Genomic DNA, 17,092 nt, shown 5'->3' with positions numbered 1-17,092 from the left:
AAGGCTTTTCTAATTTCAGAAGATTTAATCTTTTATGAAAAACATTTTTTTAAAATAAGCTCTGTTATCTCTTCCAGAGAGGTCTCTTCATTAACCTCAATCCATTCTATCCTTTTATCATGCCCGAACCATGTGATTTGTTTTTTTGCATATTTCCTTGTGTTCTGCTGGATTAAATGTTCCATTTCAAGCATTGACAACTCATTATCAAGATACCTGAATACTTCTTTATACCCTACCGAATCCATGCTGTTGAGTTCTCGTGTATATCCCATTGATAATAATTTTTCTACTTCTTTTACAAGGCCTGAAGAAATCATTTTTTCAGTTCTCAAATTTATTCTGCTGTAAAGTTTTTTCCTATCCCATCTGAGAGCAAAAAAAACAGGAGTAAAATCCCCCTTGTTTGTATTTTTTTGACGAAGTTTTGAAATAGGCATTTTTGCAAGCATGTACACTTCAAGAGCCCTGATAATTCTTTTCTCATCATTTGCATGTATTTTCTCTGCAGCTTCGGGATCTATACCGCAAAGCTGAGAATAAAGAAAATCCAGCCCCTTCTCATCAGCATCTGCTTGGAGTTGCTTTCTCAAATTTTCATCTCTGTAATTTCCGGAAAAAATTCCGTCAGCAAGGGCAGATATATAAAGGCCTGATCCTCCTGCAACAATGGGAGTCATTCCCTGTGATACGATTTCTGCTATTTTCTCTCTTGCCGTATGCTGGTACTCTCCTGCACTGAAATACTCGTTTGGTAAACGGATATCAATGCAATGGTGTGTAATACCGGACATCTCTTTTTTTGTCGGTTTTGCTGTACCTATATCCATATATTTGTACACCTGCCTTGAGTCAGCGGAAACGATTTGTGATTTAAGCTTCTCTGCTAGCATAATTGACAAACCTGTTTTACCGCTCGCAGTAGGCCCGGTAATGAAAATTACAACAGGCTTTACGCTTTTAATCAACGCCCGAACCTCCGGTCTAACTCGTCAAGTGTGATAATATGTACAATAGGCCTGCCATGTGGGCAAAAATACGGTTCACTTGTAGCAAATAACTGATCAATTAAAGATTCCATCTCTTGTGTAGTAAGCTTCTGCCCTGACTTGATTGCAGATTTACACGAATAAGATTTTGCAACAGCATCAAGTATATCTGAACCCTTCCCCCTCATCTCTGAATAATCATCAATAATATTTAAAAGCAGTTCCTTTTCCTTTCCGTTTTTTACTCCCACAGGTACTGCTTCAATTATTACAGTATTTTTCCCGAAATCCTTTAAATCAAAACCTATTTTTTCAAGATAAGGAAGAATTTCCATTAATATCTGATACTCTTCAGATGACAGAAGTACCGCCTGTTCAAATAAAAGCTGCTGAGAAACAGCCTGCTTCCTGTCCCTCGAGCGTATCACCTGTTCATAAAGAACTCTTTCATGCGCTACATGCTGATCTATTATTGCAATACCGCTTTTTATTTGAGAAATAATATAACGGTCATGAACTTGCCATACCGTTGACTGTCCATTTACATTCAACGGCTTTCTGTACTGAACTACAAAATGTTCATCACCTAATGATGGCCGCTGAACATCAAGAGTCAGCTGGCCGGAATCTTCTGTGGTTTTCATTTTTTTGGGAACAAGAGGAAAATTGTAGTTTCTTTTTGTGCCTGGAGACAAGTTAAATTCCGGTACAACCGAAGGCCTTCTTAAAGCATTTTTAACTGCCTGTTTTACAATAGAATAAACGAATCTCTCATCCGCAAAACGAACTTCAATCTTTGCCGGATGCACATTAACATCAAAAAACCTCGGTGTCATAGATAAATAAATAATATATATCGGAAATTCGTCCCTTGCAAGGCGTGTATCATATCCTGCAACAACTGCATGCGAGATACTTCTGTTTACAATAAACCTTTTGTTCAGGAAAAGGAATTGATCGTTCCTGCTTCTCTTACCGGTTCGCGGCCTGCTGATAAATCCTTCAACCTTAATACCACCGCTCTCCTCATTGATTTTAATCAACGAATTTGCAGAATCTTCACCGAGAAGCGACCTTACTCTTTGATCTTCATTCCCTGATAAAATATCAATCGTCTTCTGATCATTAACATACAGAGAAAAAGATACATCAGGATGAGATAGAGCCATCCTTCTGAATACAGCTGTAATATGCCTTAATTCAGTTGAAGCTTTTTTTAAGAATTTTCTCCTTGCAGGAGTATTGTAAAATAGATTCTTAACTGAAATTATTGTACCTTTACGAGGGGCAATTTTTGTTGCTTCCAGTATATTCCCTGCTTCAACATCGATTTTTGTCCCTTCATTCTCTCCTTCACGGCATGAACTTATAGCCATTCTGGAAACAGAACCAATACTTGCCAGAGCCTCTCCCCTGAACCCGAGGCTAATTATATCCTCCAAATCTTCAATTGCGGAAATTTTGCTTGTAGCATGATTTTTTATGCACATCAAAATATCTTCCTGGCTCATGCCTTCACCGTTATCCGCAACTTCAATAAGCTCTGCGCCGGAGTCTTTTACGCTAACAGTGATTGAAGTTGCCTGAGCATCCAGCGAATTCTCCATTAATTCTTTTACAACAGAGGCAGGCCTTTCAACAACTTCTCCCGCTGCAATCATGTGGGCTACCGAATCAGGAAGAATGTGTATCATAGATTTCATTTAATTCCTTTTTAATCAAATCAGCGTATGTTTTGTCCTTTACTCCTACACATGTGCAGTTAGGTTTTCCTACAACTCTATCAAATTCTCTTTTTCCCCTATACTCAAATATTTCAATTCTTGTTTTTTTGACCAGTGCATTAAGCTTTTTTCTGGTATTTTCTTTTTGTATCCTGCTTATTACAATAAGTTTCACTTCATCTTTTTTAATTGATGAAACTACAGAAGTAAATCCCCTTATTATTTTTCCTGATTTTATACCCATTCCCAGAAATTTTTCCGTTTTACTCCCATCGGAAGTGTTCATTTTCAGTTCTTTTAAGAATTTATTCCTGAGTTTTTTATCAGCATTGTTCAAGATACCCTTTTTAAATAATATTGAAAGACACTCAGGATTTCTGCATACGAAAATATTTTGAGAATTTTCCCTCACGGTATCAAGCAGAGATATCTCACCGTTATTCTTAACAGTAATGATAAACAGATTCTTAAGATCAACTGATTTATTGCATGCAGCACAAATATATTTCATAATAAACTTTTATTAAAAATAATCTAAAAATATTATTTCCCCAACTTTGAAAACAGATTAATCAGGTATATTACAAATATTACAAGAATAAACAGCCAGATTAAGGACTTCTTTCTCGCCATATTCTTTGAGCGTATTCTAGTAAATTTTATCTGCCTGTGTTTTTTGTTTTCTTCCTCAGGATTATAATACTGAAATTCAATGTCAAATTTTCTATTTTTTGGCAGGCGTGCCCCAAGCATTTTAACACCTCTTTATAAAATAGTTTAATTGTCATCTCTAACTGACTAAATATAAATACATTTCAAAACATAATCAAGCTTTTGATATTAAAATACTGGCACACCCGAAAAAGTATGGAAATTGTATCGCATGTTTTTACCCCGGCATCAAAAAATCTGAATCAACCTTCGGTGATTTTTGTTAATGTAATATAATTTCATTTCCTGCAGCAGGAATGAAATCATAAAACACTTGCAATTCTGCATTGTTTTTACCATTTTCTTTACAAAATAATTTCAACCTCGGAGGAAACGTGACAGAAAATAGATTTAACCGCCTTGTCGAAATAATGGACAAACTGCGCAGCCCTTCGGGATGCCCATGGGACATAGAACAAAATCACAAAACATTAATCCCATTTCTTCTTGAAGAATCTTATGAAGTGATTGATGTAATAAATTCCGGCGATAATTCAGGGCTGAAAGAAGAATTGGGAGATCTCCTGCTTCAAGTAGTATTTCATGCACAAATTGCCAAAGAAAATAATAATTTTAATATAAATGATGTGATTGACGGGGTAAGTGATAAACTAATACGAAGGCATCCTCATGTTTTCGGAGATGCAGTTATTAATACGGCAGAAGAACAGGAAAAAAGCTGGGCGAGCCTGAAAAAAAACGAGGGCAGGTCATCTGTTTTGGAAGGAGTGCCAAGATCAATGCCTGCGCTGGCCTTTGCCAAACGTATACAGCAGCGAGCATCTACAAAAGGGTTTGACTGGAATAAAGCAGAAGAAGTCTGGGCAAAAGTAGAAGAAGAGATTTCTGAGCTCAAGGAGCAGATAGAAGAAAAAAATGCTGATAGGACTGAAGAAGAGTTCGGTGATTTGTTATTTGCACTTGTAAATTATGGCAGATTCATTGATGTTGATGCCGAAAATGCCCTTAAAAAAGCTTCTGACAAATTCATTTCCCGATTCACTAAGCTGGAAAAAGCAATGGAGGATAAATCTCTTTCTATGAATGAAATGACATTGGAAGAGCTTGATAAAGAATGGGAAAAAATAAAAAAAACAGAGTCATGATTTCAATCATCATGCCAGAGGCAAAACTGGTCCATAATACTACTTTAAATATAGCGTATCTGTTATACTTATAAGGGCTATATGCAATCCCGGACTGTTTCTGTCTATGCCTTTATATTTGACATGAAAAATAAGGAACTATATTGCCTTAATTTTCGTTAGTTGAAAAGTACTTTATAATTTTTTCGGAGAAATAGCAATGTGATGTGTGCCTAAATCTTATTTATTCTATACTTGACAATGTTCAATTTATATTGTAAAATATAGGATATGGTTTTCAGGATAAATACTTAATACTTAACAACAGGATTTTTCATGAAACATAAAATTTATCTCAGTTTAATGGCATTACTAACATTGATTATTTTCTCTCAATGCGAAAGGAATAAGGGCAATCCTGTTGGTGCTGATTTATACAACAAAGCCATGGGTACAATTATGCCCCCCATTACTTTGAGTATTTTAGATACAACTTTTTCTGCGTCTGTTCCGACAGGCAAATCAAACTATCTTTATCTTGGGACATATCATAACCGCAAATCAGTTTCCATGTTCAGATTTATCAAGCTTCCTGACAGTGTACAAATAGACAGCGCTATTTTTACTTTTTATGTAAATAGAACATTTGGTGAAAAGCCCGCTGATCTTCTTCCTGATGCATATCTGCTGACATATCAATTTGATGAATCTTCTTTTACATGGCAGGACTACAGAGATATTAATCCTCTCGGAGAAAAACTTGAATTACAGCCCCTTTCTGCAACATCCGACACTACTGTTTCCTTCCTGCTTCCTCCTGATGTTGTAGAAACATGGGCGGATACAAATAAAGCTGATCTGAATTGCGGTTTTGCTCTGACTTATGACGAACCTGACACGGGTTTTATTTTTGAATTGTATAGTCAGGATTATATGAATTATGACAATATTAACCCGAGGCTCCTGCTTAAAACACATCTGGGAGACAGCTCATACACATATAATGTAACTCCATTCGATGTTTCTGTTACGGAACCGGATCAGGATAACAATAAATTTTCTATAATTGATAACGGCTCAGGGACAAGAACTATCATGTTTTTTTCCGTAGATTCAATTCCTGCAGATGCAACTATTAATACTGCTCTGTTAACTATTTATGCTGACACAACAAAATCCTTCCCTGACAATTCTGAAAATTTTATGCTTAGATTGTACCCTGTCACAGATTCTGAATGGCCCATACCTGAAGTGCCTTATGATACAACCAGATATTCAAATCCTGAACTAATAGCTCATACTGACTCCCTGACTATAAACCTGACATCTTTTGTCCAGGACTGGACCTCAGGCAAATCCGAAAATCACGGTTTGATATTTATGGGTGCAAGCGAAGGCACTAATATTTTAGAAAGAAAATTCTTCAGCAGTTCTGCTGCTCTTAACAAAAGGCCTTTAGTGAAAATATTTTATACAATTCCGCCAACAAGGTAAGAAATAGACACTTTACATATATCCGGAGAAATACTTTATGAATAAAATACGCAAGAATATTTACATATTAATCATTGCAGCAGCTAATTATCTGCTTGTAACAAATGTTTTTTCAGGAACGATTCTATCCTCTTTCGGCCTTGGTGCACCATCTGTTACTTTTGGATCAAGGGCAATGGGAATGGGCTTTATTTCAGTATCACAGGACAGCCCGTTTTATATAAATCTTGTTAATCCAGCGTCTCTTTTCCGAATAAAAACAACGATGATTTCAGTTCAATATGTTTATACAAATAACAATTATTCGGATTCCCAAAACAGTGCATCATCGCATTATTCCAATGTCAATGGTTTTGCCTTTGCACTTCCTGTTACATCCAGAATTGGTTTTTCTCTTCAATTCTCTCCAAGTACCAGAGTTGATTATCTTTTAAGCTTTGAGGGCAAAAATGGCGGTTATGATTTCACTCAATCAGTTGAAGGAATGGGTGGGTTGAACAACTTCAAGCTTTCCTCTTATTTTTCGCCCTTTCCAAATTTTTCTCTCGGATTCAGCGGATTGTATACATTCGGCAGAATTGATGAAACATGGGCTGTTGACTATAATAACAGTAACTTTTCCAGTACAGGTGATCTTTTTCTTTCAAGAAATACAGGTTACGGCTTTATTTGCGGATTCCTCTACAGGCCTGTAAAAATTTTATCAATCGGTGCAGCATACAGCCCGTCTATGAAACTTAATACAAATACAGATACTTCATATCGTTTTGAGACTGATAAATACACTTTTTCTTCAACTCACATTCTACCGTCATGGGTTAAGGCGGGCGCTTCCCTGACTTTATTTAAGAAACTAATACTTGGTACTGAGGTTGGTTTTACAAAATGGGATGAGTTTAAACTTAACGATAAAAGTATTGCAAATATAAAGAATACACAAAGCATCTCTCTTGGCCTGGAATTCCTTCCAACATCAAAGCCAACTGATTCTTACATAAAAAAGATATCTTACAGAGCCGGATTCTGTTCCAAACCGTACTTCTACCTCTCACCCAACGGTGAAACAATTCATGAAACATGGCTGACCTTTGGATTTGGATTCCCTCTTTACGGAGGTTCAAAAATTGACTTTGCTTTCAATTTTGGCAGACGTGGATCCCTTGATAAAAACGGTATAGAAGAAAATCTTTTCAGGCTTGGTGTTTCTGTTACTACCGGAGAAAAATGGTTTATGAGGAGATATTAAAATTTATAATTATTTTTCTTGATTTTATCTGATATTTTTATTAAAATTTTCAATTAATTTTTAAGCTTAATCAGAATTTATTATTATGACAGATTTAAAATAAAACAAGGAGGAAGAAAAGTGTTACACAAAAGAGCTATTTTGGTTTACCTTTTGGCATTAATAGCATTAGCATTATTTGCCAATCTGCAATTTACAGGATGCGCTGCATCAAAGCCGGATCCTGCATTAGTCGCAGCACAACAGAAGGCAATTCAGGACTCATTAATGGAAGTCCATAAAAGAGAAATTGCGAAATTATTCAGTTTCGGTATGGAGCCTTTTAAACAAGGAGATTATGCAAAGGCATTAAAATATTTTCGCAGAGTTGCAATATTGGACACAACAGGCCTATACGGCAAAAGCCTTTATAAAAGGCTCGGCACTGCATACATTCAAACCGGTAATCCGGACAGTGCAGCAGTCGCTTATAAACTCGGGATTGAAAGAAATTCAAATGATGTATATTGCTATAATGCTTTAGGGTACATCTATAGAATAAAAGGTGAAAATGACAAAGCCATTAAAGTTTATAAAAAACTTCATGAGCTTGAGCCCGATTCTGCAGGCCATCTTAGATATTTGGGCGAACTTTATGTAAAAAAAGATATGCTTCCTGAAGCAATTGCAACTTTTCGCCAGGTTTTAGAAAAAAATCCCAATGACAGAAAAAGCCAGGAGACATTAAGTTCTCTACTCAATCAAACCGGCGATATTGAGAGTATGATAGCGACTCAAAAATCTCTTGTAGAGAATAACCCTGAAAATCTTCGTTATCGGATAGATCTTGCACAGAGTTATTTTAAATCAAACCAGTTTGAAAAAGCTATCGAACAGTTTAATTTTGTAATCTCAAAAGATGATAAAAATATCTCAGCCTTGGAATATCTCGGCGAATGTTATCAGCAACTGGAAAAGTATTCTCTTGCAGTAAAAGCATATAATAAAATACTTGCTTTAGAGCCTGCCAATAAAAAGAACCGTTGTAATCTCGCAATGAGCCTTGCATCAATGGGAAGATATTCATCTGCAATAAAAAATGCAAACCGTGTTATTTATAAAGACCCTCAATACGGCCTTGGCTATATTGCAAAAGGTATGGTTTATGAGCAGAGTGCTGAAAAATGTGTAAAACGCAATGGCGGAAAAATCACATGGAACGACAAACTCGTTTATAAACTTGCTTATGACTCATTTATTAAAGCAAAAAAAGACCTTTCCGTAAAACAGGATGCTGAGAGCCATATTAATTATCTTGTTTCAGTTATACCTACAAAAGATGATTATTTTATGCATAAAACTCAAAGATATCCGCAGGGAAGCTGTTATACATGGATTCATTTTTAAAAGTGGGCTTTTTATGTTAATTGCAATAGGATCCGACCACGCCGGCTTTATGCTTAAAGAACATATAAAGAGCGTATTAAAAGAAGACGGTGTGGTTATAAAAGACATAGGTACTGATTCCGAAGAATCTGTTGATTATCCTGACTTTGCTTATAAGGTAGCACGTGCGGTTTCTGACGCGGATGCAGAACTCGGTATCCTGATCTGCAGTTCAGGCATAGGCATGTCTATAGCTGCTAATAAGGTAAAAAATATTCGTGCGGCTCTTTGTGCTACACCAAAACTTGCAGAAATGAGTAAACTGCATAATAATGCAAATATTGTTACTCTTGGAGCAGACTATATTTCAAAAAACTTGGCCGTAGATGTTATTAGAAAATTTCTTGAAACACCTTTTTCTGAAGCACCTCGGCACATTCGCAGAGTTAATAAAATATCTGATATCGAATCAAAGGTGAACAAATGAAAACCATTAAAACTCAGGACCCTGAAATTTTCAATGCTATTCAGGGAGAAATTCAGCGGGAAAACAATACTCTGGAATTAATTGCTTCTGAAAATTTTGTAAGTAAAGCAGTTCTTGAAGCTCTTGGCTCAGTGATGACTAACAAATATGCCGAAGGCTATCCGGCAAAACGCTACTACGGTGGTTGTGAATATGTTGATGATGCTGAAAATCTTGCAAGAGACAGGGCAAAAAAACTGTTTAATTGCGAATATGTCAATGTTCAACCCCATTCAGGTTCACAGGCAAATATGGCTATCTACCTTGCTTTTCTCAAACCGGGAGATACTGTTCTCGGAATGAGCCTTGCACACGGAGGCCATCTTACACACGGAAGCCCTGTAAACTTTTCGGGACAGCTTTATCATTTTGTTTCTTATGGAGTTAAAGAAGAGACAGGTACAATTGACTTTGACGAAGTATGGAAACAGGCAAAAGAACATAAACCCAGGCTCATTGTTACAGGTGCAAGTGCATATCCCAGGTTTATTGATTATGCAAAATTCCGCGAGATTGCTGACAGCATCGGAGCCTTTCTAATGGCAGATATTGCTCATCCTGCCGGCCTGGTTGCAACAGGGCTTCATCCAGACCCCCTTCCCTATTGTGATGTTGTTACTACAACTACACATAAAACATTAAGAGGGCCTCGCGGAGGTATGATTTTAATCGGTAAAGACAAAGAAAATCCATTCGGAATAGTTGCTAAAAAATCCGGAAGGCATAAAATGATGTCTGAAGTAATGGATAGTGTTGTTATGCCTGGCATGCAGGGCGGGCCCCTCATGCATGTGATTGCAGCTAAGGCCGTTGGATTCGGAGAGAACCTTCAACCTTCTTACAAGGAATACTGCAACCGTATTCTTGAGAATGCGCAGGCAATGTCCACACGGCTTACAGAGCTTGGTTATAATCTGGTATCCGGAGGCACTGATAATCATCTTATGCTTGTTGACCTGAGTAACAAAGGTATTTCAGGCAAGGCTGCTGAAAAAGCTCTTGAAAAAGCAGGCATAACTGTTAATAAAAATATGGTTCCTTTTGATAAAAAAAGCCCTTTTGTTACAAGCGGAATTAGAATCGGAACTCCCGCAATGACTACAAGAGGTATGGAAAAACCTGAAATGATAGAGATTGCAGACATGATCCACACTGTTCTTTCAGACCTTGACAATGATTCTGTTATTTCCAAAACAAGGGATCAGGTGTATAACCTTTGCAGCCGTTTCACTCTTTACAATTTTGATTAATGAGCGATAAAACACATCAACGCCCTTCGTGGGATGAATATTTTATGCAGATTACGCTTCTTGTGGCTCAGCGCTCTACATGCCTGCGCCGCAAAGTCGGTGCAATTATTGTAAAAGATAAACGAATTCTGGCAACCGGTTACAACGGAGCTCCCCGAAACATGCCCCACTGCCTTGATATCGGATGTTTAAGGGATAAACTCGGCATACCAAGCGGAGAGCGCCATGAACTCTGCCGCGGTATTCATGCAGAGCAGAATGCAATAATTCAGGCAGCTACTTCAGGTGTCAATATAGAAGGATCTGTACTTTACTGCACAAATCATCCATGTGTATTATGCACAAAAATGATAATTAATGCAGGCATTCTCAAAGTTTATTATCTCGAAGGATACAGTGACGATCTCTCAAAACAGATGGCTGAAGAAGCAAATCTTCCCATGATTCAGTATAAATTTGAGGATAAAAAATGAAATGCCCTTTTTGCGGCGCTGACGACGACCGCGTTGTCGATACTCGTCCACATTTTGACGGATCTGCAATAAGACGCCGAAGGCTTTGTAATAAATGCGGAAAACGTTTTATCACAATAGAAGAAGTAGAAGATAAAACATTTTACGTTATTAAGGCAGACGGGAGAAGAGAATCCTTTAATAGAGACAAGCTGCGTAAGGGAATTGAGATTGCCTGCATAAAACGGCCTGTATCCATTGATCAAATTGATAAAATCGTAAGCAAGATCGAAGCAGAAATTAAAGCCGAGTTTGTTAAAGAAATTGACTCCTTAAAAATCGGCGAACTTGTTTCAAAATTACTTAAAGAACTCGATGAAGTAGCTTATGTCCGATTCGCATCAGTTTATAGAAAGTTTAAAGACAAGGAAGAATTCTTAAGAGAACTCAATCAATTAATCGAATAATGTGAGGACTGAACAATCAATGTTTCTGAAAAAGAGTTTTAAAGGCGGGGCACACCCTCCTGACAACAAACATTACTCCGAAAATAGGGCTATTGAAACACCTCCTTTGCCCGAATCTGTTGTTATACCTGTTCAGCAGCATATTGGAGCGCCTGCAGAGCCTCTTGTAAAAAAGGGAGACCGTGTCAAAACCGGCCAACCAATTGCAAAAGCTTCAAAATTTGTTTCACTGCCTTGCCATTCATCTGTAACCGGAACTATTGCAGCAGTTGAAGAACGCCCCCATCCCCTTGGCGTAAATGTACTCTCAATTGTAATTAACCGTGACGGAGAAGACGAATGGTTTGAGGATTATACCATTAATGGAAATTATCAGAATTTTTCTAATGAACAAATAAAAAACATGATACAGGACGCGGGAATTGCAGGTATGGGCGGAGCAGCATTCCCTACGCATGTAAAACTTTCTCCGCCAAAAGATAAGAAAATTGATGTACTAATTATAAACGGCGTGGAATGTGAACCATTTTTAACTTCTGATCATCAAATCATGCTTGAACGGGCTGATGACATATTAAATGGAATTAACATTCTTAAAAAAGCCGTTGGTGTTAAAAAAGCAATAATTGGTATTGAAAAGAACAAACCTGATGCCATTCAGCTTTTTAAGAAAAAATGTGAAAATACTGACGGCATTACAGTACTTCCTCTTGAAGTTAAATATCCTCAAGGCGCTGAAAAACAATTAATAAGGGCTGCTACCGGGCGCGAAGTGCCAAGAGGTGGGCTTCCAATGGATATTGGCGCCATTGTCCAGAATGTTGGTACAGCTATTGCGGTTTACGAAGCAGTTGCATTTAATAAACCTCTTTTTGAACGCACTGTCTGCGTAACAGGCCCGGGTATTAACGAATCAAAAAATCTAAAAGTACGCATAGGCACATCTTTTAAATACCTCATAGATTTTTGCGGAGGATATACAGAGAACGCTGCAAAATTAATCAATGGCGGGCCCATGATGGGTATCGCACAAAAAAATGATGAGGTTCCTGTTCTCAAAGGTACATCCGGCATAGTTGTTCTTGATAAAAAACAAGCTGACCTTAGGTCAGAAAATCCTTGTATTTCATGCGCGAGATGTGTTGATGTCTGTCCGATGAAACTCATTCCAAGTATGATAGCAACTTATGTAGAACACAATTTTATTGATGATGCATACAAATTCGGCCTTTTTGATTGTATTGAATGCGGTTCCTGCAGCTTTATATGTCCATCCAAACGCAATCTTGTACAGTACATCAAACAAGGGAAAGCAAAATGGAACAAACTTAACAGGAATACTGATTAATTTTAAGGAATAACTGGAGGTTCCTGACTAATGGATAAAACTTTTTTTATATCCCCTTCTCCTCATATTAAGGACAAGGATTCCATACATAAAATTATGTATACTGTAATACTTGCTCTTTTACCTGCTGGTGCCGGAGCTGTATACTTTTTCGGGTTAAGAGCTCTTTGGGTAATTCTTGTAACAGTTGCAGCAGCTCTTTTAAGTGAAGCATTATGTGACAAAATGATGAAACGTCCCGTAACCATCAGCGATGGGAGTGCAATAATAACAGGCATCCTGCTTGCATACAATCTCCCTGCGGAAGTTCCTTTGTGGCTTCCTGTAACAGGAGCATTTGTAGCAATTGTAATTGGGAAAATGGTTTTCGGTGGATTAGGTTTTAATCCGATGAACCCTGCTCTTATTGGCCGTGCTTTTTTAATGGCTTCATGGCCTGTAAATATGACTGTATTCAGAACAATCCCAAGACACGGTACATTATCAGGGATTTCAGCCATTACAAGTGCTACACCCTTGAATGTTTTTAAACATTCAAGGGAAATTCTGATAAACACCTCTTCTTTCTCTACTCAGCAGATCACAGAAGCAGCCAATGCAGTTTCACAATTTTCTTCAAGTTACGGAGAGCTGTTCTGGGGGAAGGTTGGCGGCTGTCTAGGAGAGACATCTGCTGCGCTATTGATTCTTGGCGCTCTGTTTTTAATGTATAAACGTATAATCGGATGGAAAATACCATTTTCATATATTGGTACGGTTGCTGTTCTATCTTGGATATTCGGCGGTACTAACGGGCTGTTTTCCGGTGATCCACTTTTTCACGTTCTTTCCGGAGGATTAATTCTCGGGGCCTTTTTTATGGCAACCGATATGGTAACTTCACCAATTACATTTAAAGGCAGAATATATTTTGGAATAGGCTGCGGTATTTTAACTATTGTTATAAGACTGTGGGGAGGATATCCGGAAGGAGTTTCTTATTCCATACTTCTAATGAATTTAACTACCCCTCTTCTTGATAAATACACCAAACCAAAACCATTCGGAGGTAAATAGTTTAATGAAAGATATTCCAAAATTCGCACTGACATTATTAATAGTTACCTTAATTGCATCCGGATCTCTCGCATGGGTAAATAATATAACCAAACCTAAGATACTTAAGCTTCAAACCCAGGACCTTGAACATGGACTTCTGAATGTATTGCCTGCTGCACGAAAAGGCGTTATTGATCCGGTTAAAGGTCATAAAAAAACCATCTTTTATAAAGGCTATTCCGATCGAGAAAAAAAACATCTGATCGGATACGCTTTTCTTGTTCCTGCAAGCGGCTATTCAAGCACAATTCGAACACTTGTCGGAGTTGATACATCAGGGGTTATAATTGCAATTCAGATTCTTTCCCAGCAGGAGACTCCAGGCCTTGGAACAAAATGCCAGGAAATACGGTCAGGTGACACCAAACCATGGTTCCAGGAACAATTCATTGGTAAACAATGTAGGGATATTTCCGTTAATAAGGACGGTGGTGAAATTGTCGCATTGACAGGTGCTACAATAACATCACGTGCTATTACAAATGCAATTGCAGATTCCTCAAAATCAGTTTTTAATATTATTAATAGGAAAATAAAATGAAAGCGTCTCACGAGTTACTTAAAGGTATTTTTGCAAGTAATCCTGTTTTCAGGCTTCTGCTTGGCCTCTGCCCTACTCTCGCCGTTACGTCCTCGGTGAATAATGCGATTGGAATGGGCAGTGCAGCAACTTTTGTCCTTTTAAGCTCTAACTTTGTAGTGTCTCTTATCAGGAAGTTTGTTCCTTCAAAAATCAGAATTCCTGTATATATTACTGTTATTGCAACATTTGTTACAATTGTGGATCTGCTTATGGCAGGATTTTTTCCCGATCTTCATAAATCTCTCGGAATATTTATCCCTCTTATTGTAGTAAATTGTATCATACTCGGCAGGGCTGAAGCATTTGCAAGTAAAAACAATGTTTTCTACTCTCTGGTTGATGGGCTTGGTATGGGGCTCGGATTCACTCTTGCACTGATTATCATATCAACATTCAGAGAAATTCTCGGCAACGGCACCTGGCTTGGCATGCCTGTGTTCGGAACTTCATTTAAGCCGGCTCTTTTAATGATATTAAACCCTGGAGCTTTCTTTACAATAGGATTTATTATAGCTTTTCTTAATTGGTTTGATAAAAAAACAAAAACGACATAATAATCATGGGGATAGTTCGCAATGGACTTACAATCACTTTTATTAATATCAATTGGATCGATTTTCATTTCCAATATTGTTCTTTCCAAATTTCTAGGATTGTGCCCTTTTATAGGTGTATCAAAACAGCTTGATTCAGCAATAGGCATGGGGATGTCCGTTATTTTTGTCATGACTCTTTCATCTGCGGCTACATGGCTAATCTATACCTATTTTCTTGAGCCTACATCGCAAAATCTTATCTTTAAGCTCTTTCTCAGGGGAAAAGGTTCTTCTCCTGACCTGACATATCTTAGGACAATATCATTTATTCTTGTTATTGCAGGTTTCGTTCAGTTTGTTGAAATGGTCATACAAAAAATCAGCCCTGCGCTTTACAAGTCACTTGGTATTTATCTTCCTTTAATTACAACGAATTGTGCAGTATTGGGAATTGCTCTTTTGAACATTGATAATAATTATACTTTTATTGAGAGTCTTGTTAACGGTTTTATGTCCGGCGCAGGATTCACACTTGCTCTGATTTTAATGGCAGGTTTGAGAGAAAGAATTGAACTTGCAAACCTTCCAAAAGCAATGAAAGGCGTACCTATTGCATTTATTCTGGCAGGATGTATGTCTCTTGCATTTCTTGGTTTTTCCGGGCTTTCTTTTTAAGTAATCCGATGTAATTATGGAAGATAAAAATAAATCAGCTAAAAATGAAATGCCGTTCCTCGAACATCTCGAAGAGCTCAGGCAAAGGATTCTTAAAAGCCTGGCTTCAGTAATTTTATTTACTCTCGGGGCATTTCCATTTACCGGATTTCTTCTCAATTTTCTTACTTTGCCGAATGACAATTTGCCTTCACCTGCAAAACTTATCTTTCTAAAGCCTGCAGGAATGCTCATTGTAAGAATGGAAATCGCTATTGCTGCAGGGCTTATTTTTTCTCTTCCGGTTATTCTTTATCAGTTTTGGATGTTCGTATCTCCGGGTTTGTTGTACAAAGAAAAAAAGTTTCTCTTTCCTTCTCTTCTATTCACAACATTCTGCTTTGTTTCCGGCTCTTTTTTTGCCTATAAAATTCTCATTCCAGTAGTTTTGCCGTTTTTGTTCAGTATGGGTACCGAATTCATAGAAGCAAATATCAATATCACCGAATACATCAGTTTTGTATTGCGCCTCATTATAATCTCCGGGTTAATTTTTGAACTTCCGGTTCTCTCTTTTTTCCTTGCCAGAATAGGTGTTCTAAGTCCAAAATTTATGCGTAAATACAGAGGCTATGCCGTAGTGCTGGTATTTGTTTTTGCAGCCATAATAACTCCTCCTGACCCTATGAGCCAGTTATTAATTGCAATCCCACTACTTTTTTTGTATGAATTAAGTATTTTTATAGCTCTATTTGCACAGAAGAAACGTCAAAAAGGCGAGGCAGCAAGGGATATTTGAAATTGGGAGTTGTATACTACCCGAGAATAACGGGCAGTATACAACTCCATACAAAAATGATTCGATTAAATGCACTCTACCACTGGAGGTACTGCTTTTCTCCTGTTAACTGCTGAAGGCGCTTTTCTACAATTGCCTTTTTATTTGCCACTCTTTTTTGATTTGCTTCCTTTAAATTGTTAAGCTTTTTTTCCAGCCTGTTTATTTCTGACTTTCTGTTCATCTGTCTTAAATCAAATATTTTATACAGAAGCGATTCAAGCTCTTGTTTTATCTGGCTTCTCTCAGACACTACTTTTGTATTTTTATAATCTTCAGCAAGCTTCAAGCTTTTTCCAGTTAATTTTCTCTCTTCCATTATCTGATTATACCGCTCAGGATCCGAATTTTTTATTGATTCAACAAATGTAATTTCACGGTATAATTTTAGTACTTTTGCATTATACAATCTTGGATTTCTCTCTTTTAATAAAGTCAACTTTTCAGAATTTCCAAGTTTATTTTCTTCAAGATATTTTAAAACCATTGATTCCTGCTCAGGAGTTGCTCTTTTGTTTTGTAAATTACTTTCCCTTTTCTTTCTAATGTCTCCTTGAGGATTTGTCCCTGTAATCTGCGCACTGCTTTGCAGAGTAAAAATAAATATAAATATTGACATAAAATATAACACTCTTTTCATAACAAAGCCTCCTTTAGCTTAATTTTCAACAATCATTTCTATAACTTTCTTTCTCAAATCAATAAAATCTTCAGAAAAAACAGAAC

At 37.3% G+C, this 17,092-nt stretch carries 18 protein-coding genes; 14 read left to right on the top strand and 4 right to left on the bottom strand.

Going from position 1 to position 17,092, the window contains the following annotated elements; translation table 11 throughout:
- Positions 1-32: 32 nt before the first annotated feature.
- The 3 genes from miaA to J7K93_09015 are packed head-to-tail and all read right to left on the bottom strand — an operon-like array spanning position 33 to position 3,050.
- The gene (gene miaA, locus J7K93_09025; protein MCD6117143.1) at positions 33-968 is read right to left on the bottom strand and encodes a tRNA (adenosine(37)-N6)-dimethylallyltransferase MiaA; all 936 of its coding nucleotides are present in this window, start codon (positions 966-968) and stop codon (positions 33-35) included.
- The gene (gene mutL, locus J7K93_09020) at positions 965-2,692 is read right to left on the bottom strand and encodes a DNA mismatch repair endonuclease MutL (protein ID MCD6117142.1); all 1,728 of its coding nucleotides are present in this window, start codon (positions 2,690-2,692) and stop codon (positions 965-967) included. Before mutL ends, miaA begins: the two co-directional genes overlap by 4 nt.
- Positions 2,664-3,050 (bottom strand): ribosomal L7Ae/L30e/S12e/Gadd45 family protein, encoded by a 387-nt coding sequence (locus tag J7K93_09015; protein ID MCD6117141.1) that lies wholly within the window; start codon positions 3,048-3,050, stop codon positions 2,664-2,666. Before J7K93_09015 ends, mutL begins: the two co-directional genes overlap by 29 nt.
- A gap of 709 nt (positions 3,051-3,759) precedes the next feature.
- Between J7K93_09015 and mazG the strand changes: the two genes are divergently transcribed.
- The 14 genes from mazG to tatC all read left to right on the top strand — a co-directional run bounded on the left by mazG (position 3,760) and on the right by tatC (position 16,327).
- Entirely contained in the window at positions 3,760-4,530 is a 771-nt protein-coding gene (gene mazG / locus J7K93_09010) for a nucleoside triphosphate pyrophosphohydrolase (GenBank protein ID MCD6117140.1), read from the top strand.
- Between the two features lie 315 nt (positions 4,531-4,845).
- The gene (locus J7K93_09005) at positions 4,846-6,003 is read left to right on the top strand and encodes a DNRLRE domain-containing protein (protein ID MCD6117139.1); all 1,158 of its coding nucleotides are present in this window, start codon (positions 4,846-4,848) and stop codon (positions 6,001-6,003) included.
- A gap of 37 nt (positions 6,004-6,040) precedes the next feature.
- On the top strand, positions 6,041-7,249 hold the full coding sequence (locus tag J7K93_09000) for a hypothetical protein (GenBank protein MCD6117138.1): 1,209 nt from the start codon (positions 6,041-6,043) through the stop codon (positions 7,247-7,249).
- 120 nt (positions 7,250-7,369) lie between these two features.
- Positions 7,370-8,635, top strand: coding sequence for a tetratricopeptide repeat protein (locus J7K93_08995; protein MCD6117137.1), 1,266 nt, complete (start codon positions 7,370-7,372; stop codon positions 8,633-8,635).
- A 13-nt stretch (positions 8,636-8,648) separates the two neighbouring features.
- Positions 8,649-9,101, top strand: a complete 453-nt coding sequence (gene rpiB, locus J7K93_08990; GenBank protein MCD6117136.1) for a ribose 5-phosphate isomerase B — start codon at positions 8,649-8,651, stop codon at positions 9,099-9,101.
- Positions 9,098-10,390 carry a serine hydroxymethyltransferase gene (locus tag J7K93_08985; GenBank protein MCD6117135.1) on the top strand — a complete coding sequence of 431 codons (1,293 nt, stop codon included), beginning with the start codon at positions 9,098-9,100 and terminating at the stop codon, positions 10,388-10,390. The genes rpiB and J7K93_08985 overlap by 4 nt, the downstream gene beginning before the upstream one ends.
- Positions 10,390-10,863: a cytidine/deoxycytidylate deaminase family protein gene (locus J7K93_08980; GenBank protein MCD6117134.1), complete on the top strand. Its 474-nt coding sequence runs from the start codon at positions 10,390-10,392 to the stop codon at positions 10,861-10,863. Before J7K93_08985 ends, J7K93_08980 begins: the two co-directional genes overlap by 1 nt.
- The gene (gene nrdR, locus J7K93_08975; protein MCD6117133.1) at positions 10,860-11,309 is read left to right on the top strand and encodes a transcriptional repressor NrdR; all 450 of its coding nucleotides are present in this window, start codon (positions 10,860-10,862) and stop codon (positions 11,307-11,309) included. Before J7K93_08980 ends, nrdR begins: the two co-directional genes overlap by 4 nt.
- 25 nt (positions 11,310-11,334) lie before the next feature.
- Positions 11,335-12,657, top strand: coding sequence for an electron transport complex subunit RsxC (gene rsxC / locus J7K93_08970; GenBank protein MCD6117132.1), 1,323 nt, complete (start codon positions 11,335-11,337; stop codon positions 12,655-12,657).
- 30 nt (positions 12,658-12,687) lie between these two features.
- Positions 12,688-13,713, top strand: coding sequence for an RnfABCDGE type electron transport complex subunit D (locus J7K93_08965; GenBank protein ID MCD6117131.1), 1,026 nt, complete (start codon positions 12,688-12,690; stop codon positions 13,711-13,713).
- A gap of 4 nt (positions 13,714-13,717) precedes the next feature.
- Positions 13,718-14,296, top strand: a complete 579-nt coding sequence (locus J7K93_08960; protein ID MCD6117130.1) for an RnfABCDGE type electron transport complex subunit G — start codon at positions 13,718-13,720, stop codon at positions 14,294-14,296.
- Positions 14,293-14,892, top strand: coding sequence for an electron transport complex subunit E (locus J7K93_08955; protein ID MCD6117129.1), 600 nt, complete (start codon positions 14,293-14,295; stop codon positions 14,890-14,892). Before J7K93_08960 ends, J7K93_08955 begins: the two co-directional genes overlap by 4 nt.
- Positions 14,893-14,913: 21 nt before the next feature.
- Entirely contained in the window at positions 14,914-15,549 is a 636-nt protein-coding gene (locus tag J7K93_08950) for an RnfABCDGE type electron transport complex subunit A (GenBank protein MCD6117128.1), read from the top strand.
- A gap of 16 nt (positions 15,550-15,565) precedes the next feature.
- Positions 15,566-16,327, top strand: coding sequence for a twin-arginine translocase subunit TatC (gene tatC, locus J7K93_08945; GenBank protein ID MCD6117127.1), 762 nt, complete (start codon positions 15,566-15,568; stop codon positions 16,325-16,327).
- Positions 16,328-16,403: 76 nt separating this feature from the next.
- Here tatC and J7K93_08940 read toward each other — a convergent pair whose 3' ends face one another.
- Positions 16,404-17,006 (bottom strand): hypothetical protein, encoded by a 603-nt coding sequence (locus J7K93_08940; protein MCD6117126.1) that lies wholly within the window; start codon positions 17,004-17,006, stop codon positions 16,404-16,406.
- Positions 17,007-17,092 lie beyond the last annotated feature (86 nt).

The sequence above is a fragment of the bacterium genome, assembly GCA_021158245.1.
Classification (GTDB): Bacteria; Zhuqueibacterota; QNDG01; order QNDG01; family QNDG01; genus QNDG01.
The sequence above is the reverse complement of the archived record's forward strand: the minus strand, read 5'-3'. Positions and strand labels throughout refer to the sequence as shown.

Excerpts from the sequence above, each read along its gene's own strand:
- mutL (MCD6117142.1), bottom strand. The coding sequence starts at position 2,692 with ATGAAATCTATGATACACATTCTTCCTGATTCGGTAGCCCACATGATT.
- J7K93_09005 (MCD6117139.1), top strand. The coding sequence starts at position 4,846 with ATGAAACATAAAATTTATCTCAGTTTAATGGCATTACTAACATTGATT.
- J7K93_09000 (MCD6117138.1), top strand. The coding sequence starts at position 6,041 with ATGAATAAAATACGCAAGAATATTTACATATTAATCATTGCAGCAGCT.
- rpiB (MCD6117136.1), top strand. The coding sequence starts at position 8,649 with ATGTTAATTGCAATAGGATCCGACCACGCCGGCTTTATGCTTAAAGAA.
- J7K93_08985 (MCD6117135.1), top strand. The coding sequence starts at position 9,098 with ATGAAAACCATTAAAACTCAGGACCCTGAAATTTTCAATGCTATTCAG.
- J7K93_08980 (MCD6117134.1), top strand. The coding sequence starts at position 10,390 with ATGAGCGATAAAACACATCAACGCCCTTCGTGGGATGAATATTTTATG.
- nrdR (MCD6117133.1), top strand. The coding sequence starts at position 10,860 with ATGAAATGCCCTTTTTGCGGCGCTGACGACGACCGCGTTGTCGATACT.
- J7K93_08965 (MCD6117131.1), top strand. The coding sequence starts at position 12,688 with ATGGATAAAACTTTTTTTATATCCCCTTCTCCTCATATTAAGGACAAG.
- J7K93_08960 (MCD6117130.1), top strand. The coding sequence starts at position 13,718 with ATGAAAGATATTCCAAAATTCGCACTGACATTATTAATAGTTACCTTA.
- J7K93_08955 (MCD6117129.1), top strand. The coding sequence starts at position 14,293 with ATGAAAGCGTCTCACGAGTTACTTAAAGGTATTTTTGCAAGTAATCCT.
- J7K93_08950 (MCD6117128.1), top strand. The coding sequence starts at position 14,914 with ATGGACTTACAATCACTTTTATTAATATCAATTGGATCGATTTTCATT.
- tatC (MCD6117127.1), top strand. The coding sequence starts at position 15,566 with ATGGAAGATAAAAATAAATCAGCTAAAAATGAAATGCCGTTCCTCGAA.
- J7K93_08940 (MCD6117126.1), bottom strand. The coding sequence starts at position 17,006 with ATGAAAAGAGTGTTATATTTTATGTCAATATTTATATTTATTTTTACT.